We start from the raw sequence: 17,234 nt of genomic DNA, 5'->3' as shown, positions 1-17,234 counted from the left end.
TCATGGGCGAGCCAAAGATTGCGGCCCCTCTTCAGACTATCCCCGTCGCCCGCCGCAGTGCGTCTACCTTCCGCTCCGCCGGCCCACGAAACGCCACATAACCGTCGGGCCGGACGATAACCCCCTCGCGGATGCCGAGGCGGTAGGCGGCGGCGAAGGCGCCCGCCGCGTCCTCCAGCAGGCTCATGCCGAAAGGATCAGGAAGATCCGCACCGGCCGGAGCCACGCCTACCGTTCGTATCGGAAGTCCCGTCGCCCTCAGGTGCGCGGCGAACGCCTCGGCAGCGGCGAGCCCCTCCTGCGTCCCGTCCAGCATGAGGAGCGCGACGAAATCGGTGCCGCGCAATAGCTCGAAGACGCGCAGCGGCGCCCCAAGGCCGCGCCGCCGCAGCCCGGCGGCATCGGGCGCCCGGTCCCCGGCCACGGGGGGCCTGTCGCCGGGCAGGCCGTCGCCGCTCGCCCCCTCCACCAGCGCCGCGCCAGCCAGGCCTGCGTAGGACACCCGGATCTGGGTGTCGGCCAGCCGGTCGCGGGGGCCGGCGGGAGCGCCGATCCTCACGCTGTCGGCGAGGGTGCGGGCGATGACCTCCGCGGCAACTGGCCGGCGCTCCGCTTCATAGCTGTCCAGCAGGCGCACCGGCGCCCGACCCTGCATCACCAGAGCGAGTTTCCAGGCAAGGTTGTAAGCGTCCTGAATGCCGGTGTTCATGCCCTGTCCGCCGGTGGGCGGATGGATGTGGCAGGCGTCCCCCGCCAAAAACACCTGCCCGGCGCCATAGCGCGCGGCCAACCGCATGGAGATGCGGAACTGGGACGACCAGCGCAGGTCGTCGACCCGCATCTGTCCCGGCGCGAGGCGCTCGGCCACCTCCTGGATGTCGGCCAGCGACGGCCCGGGCCGTTCCGACTGGATGCCGTGGGACGAGGCGTCGGCGGGCGCGCCCGAAGGCTGGGCGCCGGCCAGGCGCTCAGGCGCCAGCATGGACACGCGATAGCGCCCGTGCTCGGGCAGAGGGATGGCGATGAACATGTCCGGCGCCGTGTCCTCGCGGGTCCGGATGAGGCGAAGAGCGACGCCGCGCGGCGGGGCGAGGGCGCCTGTAAACGCGAGGCGCACGTCGCCGAGCATGAAGGGATAGGGAAAGGCATCGCCTTCAAACGCAATGCCGAGGACGTGGCGCACCGTGCTGTGGGCGCCATCGCAGCCCACCACGAAGCGGGCGTGGGCGACGTCCGCGCCGCCATCGGCAGTCGCAAGCTCCAGCCGCACCGTGTCGCCGGCCTGGACGAGGCCGGTCACCGCGACGCCTCGCTCCACTGTGATCCCGAAGCCCGCGAGATGGCTGGCAAGGATGCGCTCGGTTTCGGGCTGGGGAATTCCGAGGGTGCCGTAGGGCAGGTCTGAATAGTCCGCGGGGAGGATGCGCATCGGCGTATCGTCCACCGCCAAGGCGAGGCCGGTGAGCCAGAGGCCGGCGTCGATCATGGCGCGGGAAACGCCCATGTCCTCGTAGATTTCGAGGGTCCTGGGCGTCACGCCGAGGGCGCGGCAGAAGGGGGAGGGCGCTGCGGCCTTCTCCACGATGCGGCAACGCACGCCGTGCCGCGCCAGCTCCGCCGCCAGCGTGAGACCCACCGGTCCGGCGCCGACCACGATCACATCCGCGCTTGCGCCCATCTCGTTCCCCCGTTGATCCCGGCCGAATCGTTCAACCTTCGCCCGCACCATGCAAGCCCGCGTGGTCGACGGCGGTAAGGAGGTGGACGATCTCCCGGGCGGGATCGCGGGCGCGCATCACCGCCCCCATCACGGCGATGCCTGCGGCGCCCGCGGCGCGGCATGGCGCCATCTGCTCGGCGCCGATTCCGCCCAGGGCGATCACCGGCGCGCGACATGCCGCGGCGAAGGCGGCGAGGCCCGCGATGCCGAGGGCCGGCCCGTAGCCCGGCTTCGATGCCGTGGCGAACACCGGGCTCAAGCTCACGTAGTCGACGACGCCGGGATCGGCCGCGGCAGCCTCCGCGAGGGTGTGGGTGGAAAGGCCGACCAGCGCGTCGGGGCCGAGCAGCGTCCGGGCCGTCGCGGCATCGCTGCCGGCGGGCAGATGCACGCCGTCCGCGCCCGCGGCCCGCGCCAGCGCGGCTTGGCCGTGCAGGGTGAGGCGGGCGCCGGCCGGCGCGGTCACGGCGCGCAGGCGGGCGAAGAGAGCGATCTGCTCGCGCTCGGGCAGGTCCTTCTCGCGCAGGCTGATCCAGCGGCAGCCGCCGGCCACGGCCTGCGCGACCACGTCCACAAGGTCGCTCGCCGCCTGCGTCCGGTCGGTGATGACGAGCAGCGGCGGGGCGGGCAAGGCCGGCAGGGGTCAGCTCCCGACCAAACCGAACTCGGGGCTGGAAGCCTCGGCGTGCAGCCGCTTGGGAATGCGGCCGGACAAGCGGGCGAGGCGACCGCCCTCCACCGCATGGCGGAAGGCGGCCGCCATGCGCACCGGATCATGCGCCTTGGAGACGGCGGTGTTGAGCAGCACGGCCGAGCAGCCGAGCTCCATGGCCAGCGCCGCGTCCGAGGCCGTGCCGATGCCGGCATCGAGCACCACGGGAACGGGCGAGCGCGCACAGATCAGCTCGATCATGTGCGGGTTGGCGATGCCGAGGCCGGTGCCGATCATGGAGCCGAGCGGCATCACGGTGGCGGCGCCGAGGTCGGCCAGCTTCTGGCAGGTAACGGGATCGTCGTTGCAATAGGGCAGCACGACGAAGCCGCGGGACACCAGCTCCTCGGTGGCCTTCAGCAGCTCCTCCACATTGGGATAGAGCAGCTCGCGATCGCCGATCACCTCCAGCTTCACCCAGTTGGTCTCCAGCGCCTCGCGCGCCAGCTCGGCGGTGAGCACGGCGTCTTTCGCCGTCTGGCAGCCGGCGGTGTTGGGCAGGATGTGCACGCGGCCGGACAGCAAATCGGTGAGGCTCTCCTCATAGCCGGCGAGGCTGATACGGCGGATGGAGGCGGTGGCCATCTCGCTGCCCGACGCGGCCAGGGCGTCGAGGAACACCTTCTGGTTGGGATAGCCCGCCGTGCCGAGGAACAGCCGCGAGGTGAAGCTGCGGTCGGCGATGACGAGAGGGTCGCTCTGCGGGGTGGTGAACGCGCTCATGGTGTTTCTTCCCGGCGCCCGTGTGCGCCTCGTTCTGTTGGGCCGCAAGGGTCAGCCGCCCTGCTTGGCCTCGATGATCTCCACCGCGTCTCCGGCGGCAAGCGGCATCTCGGCCCAGGTGCGGCGGGGCACGACCGCGCCGTTCACAGCCACCGCGATGCCCTTGCGCTCCGGGTCGAGGTCCTTGGCGCGGAGCAGATCGGCGACCGTCTCCACCGCATGCGCCTCGACGATGCCATTGACCTTGAGCGACAGGGCCGTGCGCGCGTCCATGGCGCCTACTCCGCCGCCGCGCGGGGCGGCTGGAAGCGGGCCGCGCCGAACGGCGCCGCCACATCGGCCATGCGACCGGTGAGGATCTGATCGGCGATCACGTCCGTCGTCACCGGCAGCAGCAGGATGCCGTTGCGGTGGTGGCCGGTGGCGTAGACGAGGCCGTCCACCTCCGGGCTCGGGCCGAGGATGGGCGCATCGTCCCGGCTGCCGGGGCGGAAGCCGACCCATTGCTCGATGATGCTCAGCTCCTCCAGCGTCGGCAGCGCCCGCCAGGCGTGGGTGAGCAAGGCGAGCTGGCCGCCGGCGGTGAGATCGGGATCGAATCCCTTCTCCTCGGTGGTGGCGCCGACGATGAGCCGCCCGTCCCGCCGTGGCACCAGATAGGAGCCGGGGGCCCACAGCACATGGGAAAGGATGGGCGCGGCCGGGTCCATGCGCAGGGCCAGCATCTGACCCTTGATGGGCCGCACGGGCAGAGGTGGTGCCGGGGTGATGTCCACGGCGCGGCTCCACGCACCCGCGGCCAGCACCACCACGTCGGCGCCATGATGGACGTCGCCGGACACCACGCCCGTCACCCGGGCGCCGGCAGTGGCGACGCGCTGAACCGGTGTGTGCTCGTGCAGCCGCGCGCCAGCTTTCAATGCGGCGATCTTCAGCGCGGCGGCGACCTTGCGGTTGTCCACCTGATGGTCTTCGGGGCTCAGCACGCCGCCGGCGAGGCGGGGCGCGAGATAAGGCTCACGCCGGCGCACCTCGGCGGCGGTGAGCCACTGGACGGGCAGGCCCAGCCCTTGCTGGAAGGCGTAAAGGTGGCGCAGCTTCGCGAGATCATCGGCCGTAAGGGCGATGGTGAGGGTGCCCTCGGTGCGCAGGTCCACGCGCTCGCCCGATGCCCGCTCCAGCTCGGCGGCGAAGGCGGGCCACAGGATCTGGCTGGCGCGGTTGAGGGCGAGGAGGCCCTCCTCGCCGGGCTCGGCTTCGGCGCAGGCGGCGAGCATGCCGGCGGCGGCGTGGCTCGCGCCGCGGCCAGTCTCGCCGGCCTCGAACAGGTCCACCGGACAGCAGGCCTCAGCCAGCCGCCACGCCAGCGCAAGGCCTATGACGCCGCCGCCGACGATGGCGACGCGCGGACGCGCCTTCCCCGCCGCTGCCGAGCCGGCTGAAGAGCCAGCCGATGCTGGTGGTGATGAAACGTGCGACAAGCTCTCGCTCATCGGCATCTCCCTACGCTGGCATGATCCAGACAGGTTCGATGGGTGTGATCTCAGCCGCGCATGATGCGAGGCACCCCAGGCCGTGTCGGCATTATCCATGCCTGGAGGCGCGATCGCAAGGGGCGGCTCCCCGGACGAGCAAGCGGCGGGCCCCACGCGGCTGGCGCGGCGGCCAGCAGGAGCTATGCTCGCGCATGCGCTCTCCGCTTCCACTCCTGCGCCGCCTGCGCCACGGCATGACCCTTGGCGTGCGGGTCTTCGCGGCCGATGCATCCGGCCGCATCCTTCTCGTGCGCCATACCTATGTGGCCGGCTGGCATTTCCCCGGCGGCGGCGTGGACCTTGGGGAAAGCGCGCCGGAGGCGGCGCGGCGAGAGCTGAGGGAAGAGGCCAACGTGGAGGTGGAGGGCGAACTCGTTCTCGCCGGGCTGTTCTTCAACCCGAAGGTGGGCGGCCGTGACCATGTGGCGCTGTTCCGCGCCGGCCGGCTCGTCGTCGGGCCGCGTCCCAGGAGAAACCTGGAGATCGAGGCCTCCGAATTCTTCGCCCCCGACGCGCTGCCGGCGGACACAACGCCCGCGACGCTGCGGCGCATCGCCGAGGCGCAGGGCGCTCCGGTGGCTGACCGCTGGTGAGGCGTGGGACGGCGCGCGCCTTTCACCCGCAGGGACCGCTTGCCAACATCGCGGCGCCTGCTTAAGTCCGCGGGGGGATGCAAAGGGGCCGCCTGCCCGGAGAATTGCCATGTCGCTCGACGCGGACCAGATCGTCGAACGCCGCCGTCTGCGGCGGAAGGTCACTTTCTGGCGCACGCTCGGGGTGCTGGGCGTCATCGCGGCGCTGGCGGTGGGCGTCGCCACCCTCGCCGGCGGCAACGTGCCCGCCTCCTCTCCTCACGTGGCGCGCCTGTCCATCGGCGGACTGATCCGCAACGATCGCGATCGGGTGGATCTGCTGGAGGAGATCGGCCGCTCGCGGGCGAGCGCCGTCATTCTTTCCATCGATAGCCCCGGCGGGACCGTGACGGGCTCCGAGCAGCTTTACGACGCCCTGCGCCGCCTCGCGGCCAAGAAGCCGGTGGTGGCGGTGGTGGAGGGCGTCGCCGCATCCGGGGCCTACATCGCGGCGCTCGGAGCCGACCACATCATTGCCCGCCGCAACGCTCTGGTGGGCTCGGTGGGCGTGATCTACCAGTTTCCCAATTTTACCGAGCTCCTCAAGACCGTGGGCGTGACCATGGAGGACATCAAGTCCTCGCCGCTGAAGGCTTCGCCCAACCCCTACACACCCACGTCGCCCGAAGCCCGCGCCGCCGTCGATTCCCTGGTGAAGGACAGCTACGCCTGGTTCCGCACCCTGGTGGGCGACCGCCGCAAGCTCTCCGATGACAAGCTCTCCCAGGTGGCCGACGGCCGCGTATTCACCGGCCACCAGGGGCTGGAGCTGCAGTTGGTGGACGAGGTCGGCGACGAGCGCACTGCCCGCGCCTGGCTCGCCCGCGAGAAGGGTGTCAGCGAGGACCTCAAGGTCCGCACCTGGCACACCAAGGAAGTGGGCGACGAATTCGGCTGGCTGCTCGGCGCCGCCCGCGGCGTGGTGAGCGCCGTCGGCTTCCCCGAGGCGGCGGTGTTCCTGTCGAGCGCGGCGAAGAGCGCCATGGAACGGACCCAGCTTGACGGTCTTCTGGCCCTCTGGCACCCTCGCGCCAATGGTTAGAACGGCTTTGGGTCAGGCGCCGCAAGAGCTTGGCCATATGTGATAAACGCCGTCGCCGGGTAGCCACGCTTCGCCAATCCCGGCATCGTCTCGGATCCGGCGCATCGCTCCGGTGCATCGCTCTCGAGGGAACTGGGGCACCATGATCAAGTCCGAGCTTGTCCAGAAGATCGCCGAAGCCAACCCGCATCTCTACCAGCGGGACGTGGAAAACATCGTCAATGCCATCCTGGAGCAGATCGCCTCGGCGCTCGAGCGGGGCGACCGCGTCGAGCTGCGCGGTTTCGGCGCCTTCTCGGTGAAGAAGCGCGACGCGCGCGTCGGCCGCAATCCGCGCACCGGCAAGCAGGTGGACGTGAGCGAGAAGACCGTCCCTTATTTCAAGACGGGCAAGGAGATGCGCGAGCGTCTCAACACCGGGAAGTAGACGCCGTGAGCCGGTTCATCTCCATTCTCATCGGCCTGCCCCTGTCGATCCTTCTGGTGGCGCTTGCGGTGGCCAACCGCAAGAGCGTCACGCTCTCCCTCGATCCCTTCTCGCCCGAGGCGCCGGCCCTGTCGGTGACGCTGCCGTTGTTCGCGCTGGTGTTCGCCGCGGTGATCGTGGGCGTGATCGCCGGCGGGCTCGTCACCTGGGCCCGCCAGGGGCGCTATCGCCGCGAAGCCCGCGCCGCCCGCCGCGATCTGCGCCGCGAGGCCGAGGCGCGTCCTGCGCCCTCCACCGCTCTCGGCCTTCCCGCCCCCCGGCGCTGATCCCACGCCGGGATCCCCGCCGCCTGTCTGCCACCGCTGGGCGCGCTCAGTGCGCCGGGCCGCGCGTCGCGACGACCTCGCCGCGCGCCCGCTCGGCCCGCTCGATCAGATACTTCGCCACCAGCGTGAAGAGGGCAACGCCCGCCAGCACGGTCGCGGCGGCGAAGACCGCCAGGGTGTGGCTGTCCTGATAGAGCAGCTCGATCTGCAGCGGCAGGGTTGATGTCTGGCCGCGGATGTTGCCCGAGACGATGGAGACCGCGCCGAACTCGCCCATCACCCGCGCGTTGCACAGGGCTGCGCCGTAGAGCAGCGCGAACTTCACATTGGGCAGGGTGACGAGCCGCAGCACGTCGAAGCCCGAGGCGCCCAGACTCACCGCGGCCTCCTCCTCCTCGCGGCCCTGCGCCATCATCAGCGGCACCAGTTCGCGTGCCACGAAGGGGGCGGTCACGAACAGGCTGGCCAGGATGATGGCCGGCACCGCGAACATGATCTTGATGTCGTGCGCCTGCAGGAACGGCCCGAACAGGCCCTGCCCGCCATAGACGAAGAGATAGGCGACGCCCGCCACGATGGGCGAGATGGAAAAGGGCACCTCCACCACCGCCAGCAGCAGATTGCGGCCGGGGAAGGTGAATTTGGTCACCGCCCAGGCGGCGGCGATGCCGAAGGCGACGTTCACCGGCACGCAGACGAGGGCGGTAAGGAGGGTGAGCCCAACCGCATGCAGCGTGTCAGGCCGCGCCAGCGCCTCCAGATAGGCCGGCAGGCCGCGGGCCAGAGCCTCGGTGAAGATCACGGCGAGGGGCGCGAGGATGGCGACCGCCGTCACGGCGAGGATGAGGGTCAGGAGCACCGCGCGCGTGGCGCGGCCGTCGCCCACGCGCAGGCGGTGGCGGTTGACCGGTGGCGCCATCAGGCATCCCCCATGGCGTGCTTCTGGTGCCAGGCCTGCACCGCATTCACCACCAGCAGCATCATGAAGGCGAGGGCGAGCAGGGTGACGGCAATGGCCGCGGCCGCCGCGTAGTCATATTCCTCCAGCCGGATGAAGGTCAGCAGCGCCACGATCTCGGTGCGGAACGGCTGATTGCCGGCGATGAACACCACCGCCCCGAACTCTCCCAGAGAGCGGGCGAAGGCGAGGGAGGTGCCGGCGAGGAAGGCGGGAAAGAGGGTGGGGAAGATCACCTTGCGGAAGATGGTGAGGTCGCTGGCCCCCAGCGTCGCTGCGGCTTCCTCCAGCTCCGGCTCCATGTCCTCCAGAACCGGCTGCACGGTGCGCACGACGAAAGGGATGGAGGTGAAGGCCATGGCGCAGACGATGCCGGCCGGGGCATAGGCCACCTGGATCCCCCACGCCTCCAGCGGGGCGCCGAACCAGCCGTTGCGCGCGAACAGGGCGGTCAGCGCGAGGCCGGCCACCGCCGTGGGCAGGGCGAACGGCACGTCGACGAGCGCGTCCAGCAGCCGCTTGCCGGGGAAGTCGTAGCGCACCAGCACCCAGGCGAGTCCGAGGCCGTAGACGGCATTGAACAGCGCCGCCAGCGCCGCAGTGGTGAGTGTGACCTGGAACGAGGCGAGGGTGCGGGGCGAGGTGATGATGGCGATGTAGCGTTCCAGCCCCACGTCCGCGGCCTTCAGCAGCAAGGCGCCGATGGGCAGCAGCACGATGAGGCCGAGATAGAGCAGCGTCACGCCCAGGGCCAGGCGGAAACCGGGGATGACGCTGCGGCGCGTCCGGCCGGCCGGACCCGGCAAGGCGTGGCGGAGGGAGGGCATGGGGCGGGCCCTGTGGGTCGATGAGCGGGCGGCGGAGCCGCGAGCGAAGGGCCGTTATGGCGTGGCGGCGCGCAAATGTCATGCGCTGGCGGGTGAAAAAACTTATCCCGGAAAAATAATGTGATTAGCCGAGCTGCACAAGCTTCCACGCAAAAGGGCCGCCGAGGCGGCCCTTCCGAAACTCTGCGCGCCGAGGGGCCGAACGCGGGCGGCTCAGTAGCCCGGCAGGTCGAACTGGCCCGGAAGCGGCCAGCGCATGCCGGTGATGGGGCCGGGACCGGCGGCGCCGCCCTGGCCGTAGCCCGGGTAGAACCAGCCGGGGGGCAGAGCGTAGTCGAGATAGGACTTGGAGCCGGGCTTCACCACGGTGCCGGCGTCGAGATAGGAGCGGCGCTCCACCACGATGCGGTTGCGCTTGGTGGTCTGGGCTTCCGCCCGATCGGCCGAGGCGATGGCGAAGGTGCCACTCACGGTAGCCACCGCGGCGAGCGCCAGCGACACCGAGAGCGCCATCCGGAGGCCCGCGCGGGCGGGGGCGGCGAAGGTGGTGAACGGCGCGAAACGCATGGCATCCTCCAGACATCGGCGCTGGGCCGAGCTTGACTGAATTAATTGAGGTTCGTCCCCTGCGCAAGGAAACCCGCCGTGATGCCGCCCTGTTCCCGCCGTCTCCGCGCCTTCGCGTGGCCCTGAGGCAACAGTTCGGGCGCGCGCTCGCGAATCTTCGATTTGCATGGCCCGGCCGATGGGCATAAAAGGCCCGTTCCGGCCGCATGGGCCGGCCAATCCCGAGGAATGTCATGGGTTACAAGGTCGCCGTCGTCGGCGCCACGGGCAACGTGGGCCGGGAGATCCTCTCGATCCTCGCCGAGCGGGGCTTTCCCGCGGACGAGGTCATCGCGCTCGCCTCGCGCAAGTCGCAGGGCGTCGAGGTTTCCTACGGTGACAAAACCCTGAAGGTTAAGGCCCTCGAGACTTACGACTTCTCCGACACCGACATCTGCCTGATGTCGGCCGGCGGTTCCGTGTCGAAGGAATGGTCGCCCAAGATCGGCGCCCAGGGCTGCGTCGTCATCGACAATTCGTCCCAGTGGCGCATGGACCCGGACGTCCCGCTCATCGTGCCCGAGGTGAATGCGGACGCCATCGTCGGCTTCACCAAGAAGAACATCATCGCCAATCCCAACTGCTCCACGGCGCAGCTGGTGGTGGCGCTGAAGCCGCTGCACGACGCCGCGACCATCAAGCGCGTGGTGGTCTCCACCTACCAGTCCGTGTCTGGCGCCGGCAAGGACGCCATGGACGAGCTGTTCACCCAGACGCGGGCGATCTTCGTCTCCGATCCGGTGGAGGCGAAGAAGTTTCCCAAGCGCATCGCCTTCAACCTCATTCCGCAGATCGACGTCTTCCTCGACGACGGCTCGACCAAGGAAGAGTGGAAGATGGTGGTCGAGACCAAGAAGATCCTCGACCCCAAGATCAAGCTCACGGCCACCTGCGTCCGCGTGCCGGTCTTCATCTCCCATTCCGAGGCGGTGAACGTGGAGTTCGAGAAGGAACTCTCGGCCGAGGACGCGCGCAAGATCCTGCGCGAGGCCCCCGGCATCCTCGTCATCGACACCCGCGAGCCGGGTGGTTACGCCACCCCGCACGAGGCGGCCGGCGAGGACGCGACCTACATCTCGCGCCTGCGCGACGATCCCACCGTGGACAACGGCATCGCCTTCTGGTGCGTGTCGGACAATCTGCGCAAGGGCGCGGCGCTGAATGCGGTGCAGATCGCCGAGGTGCTGGTGAACCGCAAGCTCATCACCGCCCGCTCCAAGGCGGCCTGAGCTTTTCCGACCTGAACTGTTGCGACGGCCCGCCCCTATGGCGGGCCGTTTGCGTTGGCGGCTCAGCCGGCGGGCGGCTCCACGACGGCGCGGGGGGTGCGCGTCCGCGCCTTCTGTGCCAGCGCCACCACCAGCGCCACGGCGGCGGCGAAGGCAAGGGTCTCGGCGTCTGGCACCTCGCCGTTGATCGGCCAGGCGAGGCCCACCGTGACGAAAGTCTGGAGCAGTTGCATCTGCCCGACCCGGGCGATACCGCCCATGGCGAGGCCGGCGTTCCAGAAGAAGAAGCCGATGAGCTGGCTGAACAGCCCGAGATAGAGGAAGGCGGCCCAGGAAGCTCCGCTCACCGGCGCGCCGTTCGTCCCGGCATCCCACGGAAAGGTCAGCAGCGCCAAAGGCAAGGTGATGGGCAGGCACAGGACCAGCATGAAGGCGATGACCTCCCATCCGGCCATGGTTCGCGCGAGATTGCCGGTGATGGCGTAGCTCGCGGCGCAGGCGATCACGGCGATGAGCAGCAGCGTATCGCCGAAGCCCAGCGCCCCGCCCCCGCCGTTGCGCAGCGCGAACGCGACCACCAGCGCCGCCCCGGCGAAGCTGGCGGCGAACAGCGGCAGGCCCGGCCGTTCGCCGGCGAGGAGCATGGCGAAGAGCGCCGTGAACAGGGGCAGGAGGCCGAGCACGATGCCGCCGTGGGCGGCCGGCACGGTCTGGGTGGCGATGGCCATCAGCACTGGGAAGACGAAGATCAGGCCGCCGGAGGCGATGACGAGGCTGCGCAGCACCTGCGGCTGGCGGAACGGCCACGGCCGCCTCAGCGCCAGCACCAAGGCGAGCGAAGCCAGACCGGCGAGCGCCGCACGGCCGAAGCTGATGAACCAGGGGCTCATGTCGTGGAGCGCGAGCCGGGTCATGGGCAAGGTGGCGCCGAACATGACCACGGCGACGAAGCCGAGAAGGAGCCCGAGGGGCAGGCGTCGGTCCATGAGTGTCCGTTGCGGGGTGGCGAGGTGCCTTGAATAGAAGCTCGACCGCCCGAATGACAGCAAATCCCGCTGATATCCGCATCACGGGGCGTGATGGCGGGCGATTTTCTTCGCCTAGGGTGATCCCCATCGCCTGCAGAAAATGCTCTAAGGTTGCGACGCCCCGAAGCGGGCACCGAGCCAACGAGCATGCGATGATCCAATCCCAGCGCCCCGGCCACGACGTGGACCCCAAGCTCCTCGAAATCCTGGTGTGCCCGCTCACCAAGGCGCCGCTGGAATACGACCGTGAGCGGCAGGAGCTGATCTCCCGCGCCGCGCGCCTCGCCTATCCCATCCGCGACGGCATCCCCATCATGCTCGCCGACGAGGCCCGCAAGCTGGACGATAGCGAGCTGAACCGCTGAGGGATCGCGGGCCGCGCCGCTGCCCGCCCGTCATTCCGCTCGCCCACACCGCCCCGCACCGCCGTCATGCTCCGGTGTGACCGGAACATCCATGCCTCCACCCCACGCGGCGCCTTGGGGCGCGATGGGCCCTCCGGTCGAGCTGGAGGGCGACGGGGGTGAGGAAAGCCCAAAGCGTCCCCACCAGCTCCACCCTCGTCATGCTCCGGCTCGACCGGAGCATTCATGCCTCCACCCCACGCGGCGCCTTGGGGCGCGATGGGCCCTCCGGTCGAGCTGGAGGGCGACGGGGTGAGAAAGCCGAAAGCGTCCTCACGAGCTCCATCGCCGTCATGCTCCGGCTCGACCGGAGCATTCATGCCTCCACCCCATGCCGGCCCTTGGAGGCGCGACGGGCCCTCCGGTCGAGCCGGAGGGCGACGGGGGTAAGAAAGCCGACAGCGTCCCCACCAGCTCCACCGCCGTCATGCTCCGGTGTGACCCGGAGCATCCATGCCCCCACCCCATGCCGGCCCTTGGAGGCGCGATGGGCCCTCCGGTCGAGCCGGAGGGCGACGATCGTAGAAGCGCGTCCCGCGCGGGACGCCGTCCCTCACTCCGCCGCATCGGGCAGGGGCTCGGGGCGGGACCAGCGCAGGACGGGGGCGCGGGCGGCGCGGGTTTCGTCGAGGCGGCGGCGCGGGGCGTGATAGGGCGCGCCGAGGAAGCGCTCCTTGTCCCCGGCCTTGGCCGCCATGGCGAGGTCGCGCAAGGCCGCGATGAAGAGGTCGAGGGAGGCCTTCGATTCGCTCTCCGTCGGCTCGATCAACATCGCCCCGTGCACCACCAGCGGGAAATAGACCGTCATGGGGTGGTAGCCCTCGTCGATCAACGCCTTGGCCACGTCCAGCGTCGAGATGCCGGTGCCAGCGAGCCAGGCGTCGTCGAACAGCGCCTCGTGCATGGCCGGCCGCTCGGCAAAGGGCGCGCTCATGACGTCCATGAGGCAGGCGCGGATGTAGTTGGCCGACAGCACCGCATCCTCGGAGGCCTGCCGCATGCCATCGGCGCCGTGGGAGAGCATCCACGACAGGGCGCGCACGAACATGCCCATCTGGCCGTGGAAGGCGCTCATGCGGCCCAGCGCCTGCTCGGCTCCCGCGGCGCCTTCGTCCTCAACCAGCGTCAGGCCGTCGGCGGTGTCGACGAGCGCCGGCACCGGCGCGAACGGCGCGAGGGCTTCGGAAAGCACCACCGGTCCCGCGCCGGGCCCACCACCGCCGTGCGGCGTAGAGAAGGTCTTGTGCAGGTTGATGTGCATGGCATCGACGCCGAGGTCGGCGATGCGCACCTTGCCGAGGATGGCGTTGAAATTGGCGCCGTCCGAATAGAAATAGGCGCCGGCCGCATGCACCGCCTCGGCTATCGCCACCACGTCCCGCTCGAACAGGCCGCAGGTGTTGGGATTGGTGAGCATGAGGGCGGCCACCTCAGGGCCCAGCGCGGCCTTCACCGCCTCCGGGTCCACCGTGCCATCGGCACGGGCGGGGATGGAGCGCACCTCATAGCCGATGAGGGCGGCGGTGGCGGGATTGGTGCCGTGGGCGCTCTCGGGCACCAGCACCACGTGGCGCTGGCCCTCGCCGCGGGCGGCGTGGGCGGCCTTGATGGCCATCATGCCGCACAATTCGCCATGGGCGCCGGCCTTGGGGGTGAGCGCCACCGCCTGCATGCCGGTGAGCTCCATGAGGTATCGCGCCAGCTCGCCCATCAGCTCCAGCGCGCCCTTCACCGTGGAAAGGGGCTGGAGCGGGTGGATGTCGGCGAAGCCGGGCAGCCGCGCCATCTTCTCGTTGAGGCGCGGGTTGTGCTTCATGGTGCACGAGCCGAGCGGGAACAGCCCGCTGTCGATGCCGTAATTCATGCGGGAGAGCCGCACGTAATGGCGCATGGCCTCGGGCTCGGAGAGGCCCGGCAGTTCCAGCGGCGCGGTGCGCGCATGGGCGCCCAGGCGATCCGTGAAGGGGGCGGGCTCGGCGATGTCGACCCCGGTCACCTCAGTGCGGCCGACCTCGAAGAGGAGGCCTTCCTCCAGTTCCAGCGCGCGGTTGCCGGTGAAGGTCTTAGGCGCTGAAAGCGCAACGATCTGCGGCGTGGTGGCGCCGCGGCCTTCGCGGTTCATCACAGCACCTCCTTCAGTGCGGCGGCATAGGCGGCGCGGTCGTCTGCGGTGGTGACCTCGGTGGCGGCGACGAGGATGAGGTCGTCGAGGCCCGCCTTGGGCGCGAGGCGGGAATAGGGCACGCCGGCCAGAATGCCCTTCGCCGCCAGCTGCTCCACCACCTCGGCCGCGGAGCCGGGGACGCGCAGCGTGAATTCGTTGAAGAAGGTGGCGTTGAGGACCTCGGCGCCGGGCACGGCAGCGAGCCGGTCGGCGAGGTCGCAGGCCGCCGCGTGGTTGGCCCGCGCCAGCCGGGTGAGCCCGGTCTGGCCGAGCAGGCTCATGTGGATGGTGAAGGCCAATGCGCACAGGCCGGAATTGGTGCAGATGTTGGAGGTCGCCTTCTCGCGGCGGATGTGCTGCTCGCGGGTGGAGAGGGTGAGCACGAAGCCGCGCCGGCCCTCCGCATCCACCGTCTCGCCGGCGAGCCGCCCCGGCATCTGGCGCACGAACTTCTGCCGGGTGGCAAACAGGCCCACATAGGGCCCGCCGAAGTTCAGCGCATTGCCGATGGACTGCCCCTCGCCCACCACGATGTCCGCGCCCTGCGCACCGGGTGGCTCGATGAGGCCGAGGGCGACCGCCTCGGTGAACACGGCGATGAGCAATGCCCCGGCCTTGTGGGCCGCCTCGGCGATGGGCTTCAGATCGACCAGATTGCCGAACACGTCGGGCGACTGCACCACCACGCAGGAGGTGCCCGCGTCGATGGCGGTGATGATGTCCTCCCCGCCCGTGGGCACCGGCGCCAGCGCCACGACCTCGTCGGCCGCATAGCGCGACACGGTCTCGATGGTCGCGCGATAGTGCGGGTGCAGGTTGCCGGCCAGCAGGGCCTTGCGGCGCCTGGTGACGCGGTGGGCCATCAGCACCGCCTCGGCGGCGGCGGTGGAGCCGTCATACATGGAGGCGTTGGCCACCTCCATGCCGGTCAGCTCTGCCACCTGCGTCTGGAACTCGAAGAGATATTGCAGGGTGCCCTGCGCGATTTCCGGCTGGTACGGCGTGTAGGAGGTGAGGAATTCCGAGCGCTGGATCAGATGGTCAACGCTCGCCGGCACATGGTGGCGATAGGCGCCGGCGCCGACGAAGAAGGGCACCGAGCCCGCCGGCACGTTCTTCGCCGCGAGGCGGGCGAGGGCGCGCTCCACTTCCAGCTCGCCCTTGGCGAGGGCGAGGCGCGGCAGCTCGATTTCCCGCTGCGCCTCGGGGATGTCGGCGAACAGCTCGGCGATGGACGAAACCCCGATCCGCGCGAGCATCTCCGCGCGGTCGTCCGGGGTGAGGGGAAGATAGCGCATCAGCGAGCCTCCCTCACGCCAGCGTGTCGAGGTAGGACTTGTAGGCGTGGGCGTCCATGAGGTCCCCCAGTTCGGCGGGATCGGCCACCTTCACCTTCAGGAACCAGCCCTTGCCCTCGGCATCCTCGTTGACGAGGCCGGGAGCGCCTTCCAGTTCGGAATTCACCTCCACCACCTCGCCGGAGACGGGGGCGTAGACCTCGCTCGCCGCCTTCACGCTCTCCACCACGGCGGCTTCCTTGCCGCGGGTGACGCCCTTGCCGATGTCGGGAAGCTCGACGAAGACCACGTCTCCGAGCTGGCCCTGGGCGTAGTCGGAGATGCCGATCACCGCCACGTCGCCCTCGATGCGGACGTACTCATGGTCCTTGGTGTAGCGCACGGTCATGGTCAGGCCCCGGTTTTCTGTTTGCGCGCATAGCGCGACGGCACGAAGGGAAGGGATGCGACGGTGGCCGGCAGGGCCTTACCGCGCACGAGGATGTCGAGGCGGGTACCGGGGGCGGCGAGCGCCGGCGGCACGTAGCCCATGGCGATGGGCGCCTGGAGCGTCGGGGCGAAGCCGCCCGAGGTGACGCGGCCGACCACTTCGCCGGCCGATGCGATCTCCGCGCCCTCGCGGGCCGGGGCGCGGCCGTCCAGCTTCAGGCCGACGCGCACCCGCGCCGGCCCCTCGGCCAGCTCCCGCTGGATGCGGGCGGCGCCGGGAAAGCCGCCGCCCTCGCGCCGCCGCTTCTGCATGGACCACACCAGTCCCGCCTCCACCGGGGAGGTGCCGAGATCGATGTCGTGCCCGTAGAGGCATAGGCCAGCCTCGAGGCGCAGGCTGTCACGGGCGCCGAGGCCAATGGCCTTCACCTCGGGCTCGGCGAGGAGCGCGGCCCACAACAAAGGGGCATCGCCTTCCGCCACCGAGATCTCGAACCCGTCCTCCCCGGTGTAGCCGGAGCGCGAGACTTCGACCGCGATGTTGCCGAAGGCGAGGGGCAAGGCGGTCATGAAGTCGAGGTCGGCCGCCGCGGGGCAATGGCGCGCCATTACTGTCGCGGCCTCCGGCCCCTGCAAGGCGAGGAGGGCGCGTTCGGGGCGCGTCACCAGGGCCACGGTGTCCGGCAGGTGGGCGGCGATGTGGGCGAAGTCCGCAGCCTTGCAGGCGGCGTTGACCACCAAAATGAGCGTGCCGTCGGCCGCGGGATCGGCCGGGCGGGTCACCATGAAGTCGTCGCGGATGCCACCGTCCTCGGCCAGGAGCTGGGAATAGCGCTGCTTGCCGGGGGCGAGATTGAGGAAGTCGGCGGGGGCGAGGGCTTCCAGCGCCAGGGCGGTGGTGGCGTGGTCCGGCCCCTTCAGCAGGGCCTGCCCCATGTGCGAGACATCGAACAGGCCGGCGTGGGTGCGGGTCCAGGCGTGCTCGGCGAGGATGCCGTCGGGATATTGCACCGGCATCTGATAGCCGGCGAACGGCACGATGCGCGCGCCGAGGGCGACATGGGCCGGATAAAGCGGGGTTTCGAGCAGCGGCTCGACGGGATCGACGGGGGACGAATCCACAAGGGGGCTCCGGACGTCAGCGCCAATTTCCGGACCGAGGGCAGGATTGCCC

The 17,234-nt window shown here is 70.2% G+C and carries 19 protein-coding genes and 1 riboswitch; of the genes, 6 read left to right on the top strand and 13 right to left on the bottom strand.

The features are described 5' to 3' along the window. Nucleotides 1-31: 31 nt before the first annotated feature. The 5 genes from ABLE93_RS15600 to thiO all read right to left on the bottom strand — a co-directional run bounded on the left by ABLE93_RS15600 (nucleotide 32) and on the right by thiO (nucleotide 4,648). The gene (locus ABLE93_RS15600) at nucleotides 32-1,678 is read right to left on the bottom strand and encodes an FAD-dependent monooxygenase (protein ID WP_348840761.1); all 1,647 of its coding nucleotides are present in this window, start codon (nucleotides 1,676-1,678) and stop codon (nucleotides 32-34) included. Nucleotides 1,679-1,709: 31 nt separating this feature from the next. Continuing rightward, nucleotides 1,710-2,351 (bottom strand): thiamine phosphate synthase, encoded by a 642-nt coding sequence (locus tag ABLE93_RS15595; protein WP_348840760.1) that lies wholly within the window; start codon nucleotides 2,349-2,351, stop codon nucleotides 1,710-1,712. A 12-nt stretch (nucleotides 2,352-2,363) separates the two neighbouring features. Continuing rightward, the gene (locus ABLE93_RS15590; RefSeq protein WP_348840759.1) at nucleotides 2,364-3,155 is read right to left on the bottom strand and encodes a thiazole synthase; all 792 of its coding nucleotides are present in this window, start codon (nucleotides 3,153-3,155) and stop codon (nucleotides 2,364-2,366) included. A 51-nt stretch (nucleotides 3,156-3,206) separates the two neighbouring features. Then, nucleotides 3,207-3,428, bottom strand: a complete 222-nt coding sequence (gene thiS / locus ABLE93_RS15585) for a sulfur carrier protein ThiS (protein ID WP_348840758.1) — start codon at nucleotides 3,426-3,428, stop codon at nucleotides 3,207-3,209. A gap of 5 nt (nucleotides 3,429-3,433) precedes the next feature. After that, on the bottom strand, nucleotides 3,434-4,648 hold the full coding sequence (gene thiO, locus ABLE93_RS15580) for a glycine oxidase ThiO (protein WP_348840757.1): 1,215 nt from the start codon (nucleotides 4,646-4,648) through the stop codon (nucleotides 3,434-3,436). Continuing rightward, a riboswitch (TPP riboswitch) is annotated at nucleotides 4,637-4,736 on the bottom strand. (Overlaps the previous gene by 12 nt.) Before the next feature lie 106 nt (nucleotides 4,737-4,842). Between thiO and ABLE93_RS15575 the strand changes: the two genes are divergently transcribed. The 4 genes from ABLE93_RS15575 (at nucleotide 4,843) to ABLE93_RS15560 (ending at nucleotide 7,117) form a co-directional block, all read left to right on the top strand. Then, nucleotides 4,843-5,283: an NUDIX domain-containing protein gene (locus ABLE93_RS15575; protein ID WP_348840756.1), complete on the top strand. Its 441-nt coding sequence runs from the start codon at nucleotides 4,843-4,845 to the stop codon at nucleotides 5,281-5,283. Between the two features lie 109 nt (nucleotides 5,284-5,392). Continuing rightward, on the top strand, nucleotides 5,393-6,364 hold the full coding sequence (gene sppA, locus ABLE93_RS15570) for a signal peptide peptidase SppA (protein WP_348840755.1): 972 nt from the start codon (nucleotides 5,393-5,395) through the stop codon (nucleotides 6,362-6,364). 142 nt (nucleotides 6,365-6,506) lie between these two features. Further along, entirely contained in the window at nucleotides 6,507-6,791 is a 285-nt protein-coding gene (gene ihfB / locus ABLE93_RS15565; protein ID WP_024277130.1) for an integration host factor subunit beta, read from the top strand. A gap of 5 nt (nucleotides 6,792-6,796) precedes the next feature. Further along, on the top strand, nucleotides 6,797-7,117 hold the full coding sequence (locus ABLE93_RS15560; RefSeq protein ID WP_348840754.1) for a lipopolysaccharide assembly protein LapA domain-containing protein: 321 nt from the start codon (nucleotides 6,797-6,799) through the stop codon (nucleotides 7,115-7,117). A 46-nt stretch (nucleotides 7,118-7,163) separates the two neighbouring features. Here the strand turns inward: ABLE93_RS15560 and cysW are convergent, their stop codons facing one another. The 3 genes from cysW to ABLE93_RS15545 form a co-directional block, all read right to left on the bottom strand. Beyond that, on the bottom strand, nucleotides 7,164-8,036 hold the full coding sequence (cysW, locus tag ABLE93_RS15555; RefSeq protein WP_348840753.1) for a sulfate ABC transporter permease subunit CysW: 873 nt from the start codon (nucleotides 8,034-8,036) through the stop codon (nucleotides 7,164-7,166). After that, nucleotides 8,036-8,902 (bottom strand): sulfate ABC transporter permease subunit CysT, encoded by an 867-nt coding sequence (gene cysT, locus ABLE93_RS15550; RefSeq protein ID WP_348840752.1) that lies wholly within the window; start codon nucleotides 8,900-8,902, stop codon nucleotides 8,036-8,038. Before cysT ends, cysW begins: the two co-directional genes overlap by 1 nt. Nucleotides 8,903-9,115: 213 nt before the next feature. Beyond that, a complete protein-coding gene (locus ABLE93_RS15545) occupies nucleotides 9,116-9,469 on the bottom strand; it encodes a hypothetical protein (RefSeq protein WP_348840751.1) in 354 nt (117 codons plus the stop codon). A 233-nt stretch (nucleotides 9,470-9,702) separates the two neighbouring features. Between ABLE93_RS15545 and ABLE93_RS15540 the strand changes: the two genes are divergently transcribed. Continuing rightward, nucleotides 9,703-10,737: an aspartate-semialdehyde dehydrogenase gene (locus ABLE93_RS15540; RefSeq protein ID WP_348840750.1), complete on the top strand. Its 1,035-nt coding sequence runs from the start codon at nucleotides 9,703-9,705 to the stop codon at nucleotides 10,735-10,737. A gap of 62 nt (nucleotides 10,738-10,799) precedes the next feature. On the opposite strand, the gene ABLE93_RS15535 is transcribed toward ABLE93_RS15540, so the two are convergent. Continuing rightward, on the bottom strand, nucleotides 10,800-11,723 hold the full coding sequence (locus tag ABLE93_RS15535) for a DMT family transporter (protein WP_348840749.1): 924 nt from the start codon (nucleotides 11,721-11,723) through the stop codon (nucleotides 10,800-10,802). Between the two features lie 194 nt (nucleotides 11,724-11,917). On the opposite strand from ABLE93_RS15535, the gene ABLE93_RS15530 reads away from it, so the two are divergent. Next, complete coding sequence (locus ABLE93_RS15530; RefSeq protein ID WP_348840748.1) at nucleotides 11,918-12,130, top strand: Trm112 family protein; 213 nt, start codon at nucleotides 11,918-11,920, stop codon at nucleotides 12,128-12,130. Between the two features lie 592 nt (nucleotides 12,131-12,722). Here the strand turns inward: ABLE93_RS15530 and gcvPB are convergent. Genes gcvPB through gcvT form a run of 4 tightly spaced genes read right to left on the bottom strand, consistent with a single transcriptional unit; the run spans nucleotide 12,723 to nucleotide 17,182 of the window. Beyond that, nucleotides 12,723-14,291 carry an aminomethyl-transferring glycine dehydrogenase subunit GcvPB gene (gene gcvPB / locus ABLE93_RS15525; protein WP_348840747.1) on the bottom strand — a complete coding sequence of 523 codons (1,569 nt, stop codon included), beginning with the start codon at nucleotides 14,289-14,291 and terminating at the stop codon, nucleotides 12,723-12,725. Next, complete coding sequence (gene gcvPA, locus ABLE93_RS15520) at nucleotides 14,291-15,631, bottom strand: aminomethyl-transferring glycine dehydrogenase subunit GcvPA (RefSeq protein WP_348840746.1); 1,341 nt, start codon at nucleotides 15,629-15,631, stop codon at nucleotides 14,291-14,293. The genes gcvPB and gcvPA overlap by 1 nt, the downstream gene beginning before the upstream one ends. A gap of 13 nt (nucleotides 15,632-15,644) precedes the next feature. Beyond that, nucleotides 15,645-16,019, bottom strand: a complete 375-nt coding sequence (gene gcvH, locus ABLE93_RS15515) for a glycine cleavage system protein GcvH (RefSeq protein ID WP_348840745.1) — start codon at nucleotides 16,017-16,019, stop codon at nucleotides 15,645-15,647. Nucleotides 16,020-16,021: 2 nt separating this feature from the next. Beyond that, nucleotides 16,022-17,182: a glycine cleavage system aminomethyltransferase GcvT gene (gene gcvT / locus ABLE93_RS15510; protein WP_348840744.1), complete on the bottom strand. Its 1,161-nt coding sequence runs from the start codon at nucleotides 17,180-17,182 to the stop codon at nucleotides 16,022-16,024. Nucleotides 17,183-17,234 lie beyond the last annotated feature (52 nt).

This window comes from Xanthobacter pollutisoli (assembly GCF_040044995.1).
In the GTDB taxonomy this organism is placed as follows: Bacteria; Pseudomonadota; Alphaproteobacteria; order Rhizobiales; family Xanthobacteraceae; genus Xanthobacter.
The sequence above is the reverse complement of the archived record's forward strand: the minus strand, read 5'-3'. Positions and strand labels throughout refer to the sequence as shown.

What these genes read in the sequence shown, in the direction of transcription:
- sppA (WP_348840755.1), top strand. Translation starts at nt 5,393, where the DNA reads ATGTCGCTCGACGCGGACCAGATCGTCGAACGCCGCCGTCTGCGGCGG.
- ABLE93_RS15540 (WP_348840750.1), top strand. Translation starts at nt 9,703, where the DNA reads ATGGGTTACAAGGTCGCCGTCGTCGGCGCCACGGGCAACGTGGGCCGG.
- gcvPB (WP_348840747.1), bottom strand. Translation starts at nt 14,291, where the DNA reads ATGAACCGCGAAGGCCGCGGCGCCACCACGCCGCAGATCGTTGCGCTT.
- ABLE93_RS15535 (WP_348840749.1), bottom strand. Translation starts at nt 11,723, where the DNA reads ATGGACCGACGCCTGCCCCTCGGGCTCCTTCTCGGCTTCGTCGCCGTG.
- ABLE93_RS15590 (WP_348840759.1), bottom strand. Translation starts at nt 3,155, where the DNA reads ATGAGCGCGTTCACCACCCCGCAGAGCGACCCTCTCGTCATCGCCGAC.
- cysT (WP_348840752.1), bottom strand. Translation starts at nt 8,902, where the DNA reads ATGCCCTCCCTCCGCCACGCCTTGCCGGGTCCGGCCGGCCGGACGCGC.
- ABLE93_RS15545 (WP_348840751.1), bottom strand. Translation starts at nt 9,469, where the DNA reads ATGCGTTTCGCGCCGTTCACCACCTTCGCCGCCCCCGCCCGCGCGGGC.
- ABLE93_RS15575 (WP_348840756.1), top strand. Translation starts at nt 4,843, where the DNA reads ATGCGCTCTCCGCTTCCACTCCTGCGCCGCCTGCGCCACGGCATGACC.
- ABLE93_RS15530 (WP_348840748.1), top strand. Translation starts at nt 11,918, where the DNA reads ATGATCCAATCCCAGCGCCCCGGCCACGACGTGGACCCCAAGCTCCTC.
- cysW (WP_348840753.1), bottom strand. Translation starts at nt 8,036, where the DNA reads ATGGCGCCACCGGTCAACCGCCACCGCCTGCGCGTGGGCGACGGCCGC.
- ihfB (WP_024277130.1), top strand. Translation starts at nt 6,507, where the DNA reads ATGATCAAGTCCGAGCTTGTCCAGAAGATCGCCGAAGCCAACCCGCAT.
- thiO (WP_348840757.1), bottom strand. Translation starts at nt 4,648, where the DNA reads ATGAGCGAGAGCTTGTCGCACGTTTCATCACCACCAGCATCGGCTGGC.
- ABLE93_RS15600 (WP_348840761.1), bottom strand. Translation starts at nt 1,678, where the DNA reads ATGGGCGCAAGCGCGGATGTGATCGTGGTCGGCGCCGGACCGGTGGGT.
- thiS (WP_348840758.1), bottom strand. Translation starts at nt 3,428, where the DNA reads ATGGACGCGCGCACGGCCCTGTCGCTCAAGGTCAATGGCATCGTCGAG.
- gcvPA (WP_348840746.1), bottom strand. Translation starts at nt 15,631, where the DNA reads ATGCGCTATCTTCCCCTCACCCCGGACGACCGCGCGGAGATGCTCGCG.
- gcvH (WP_348840745.1), bottom strand. Translation starts at nt 16,019, where the DNA reads ATGACCGTGCGCTACACCAAGGACCATGAGTACGTCCGCATCGAGGGC.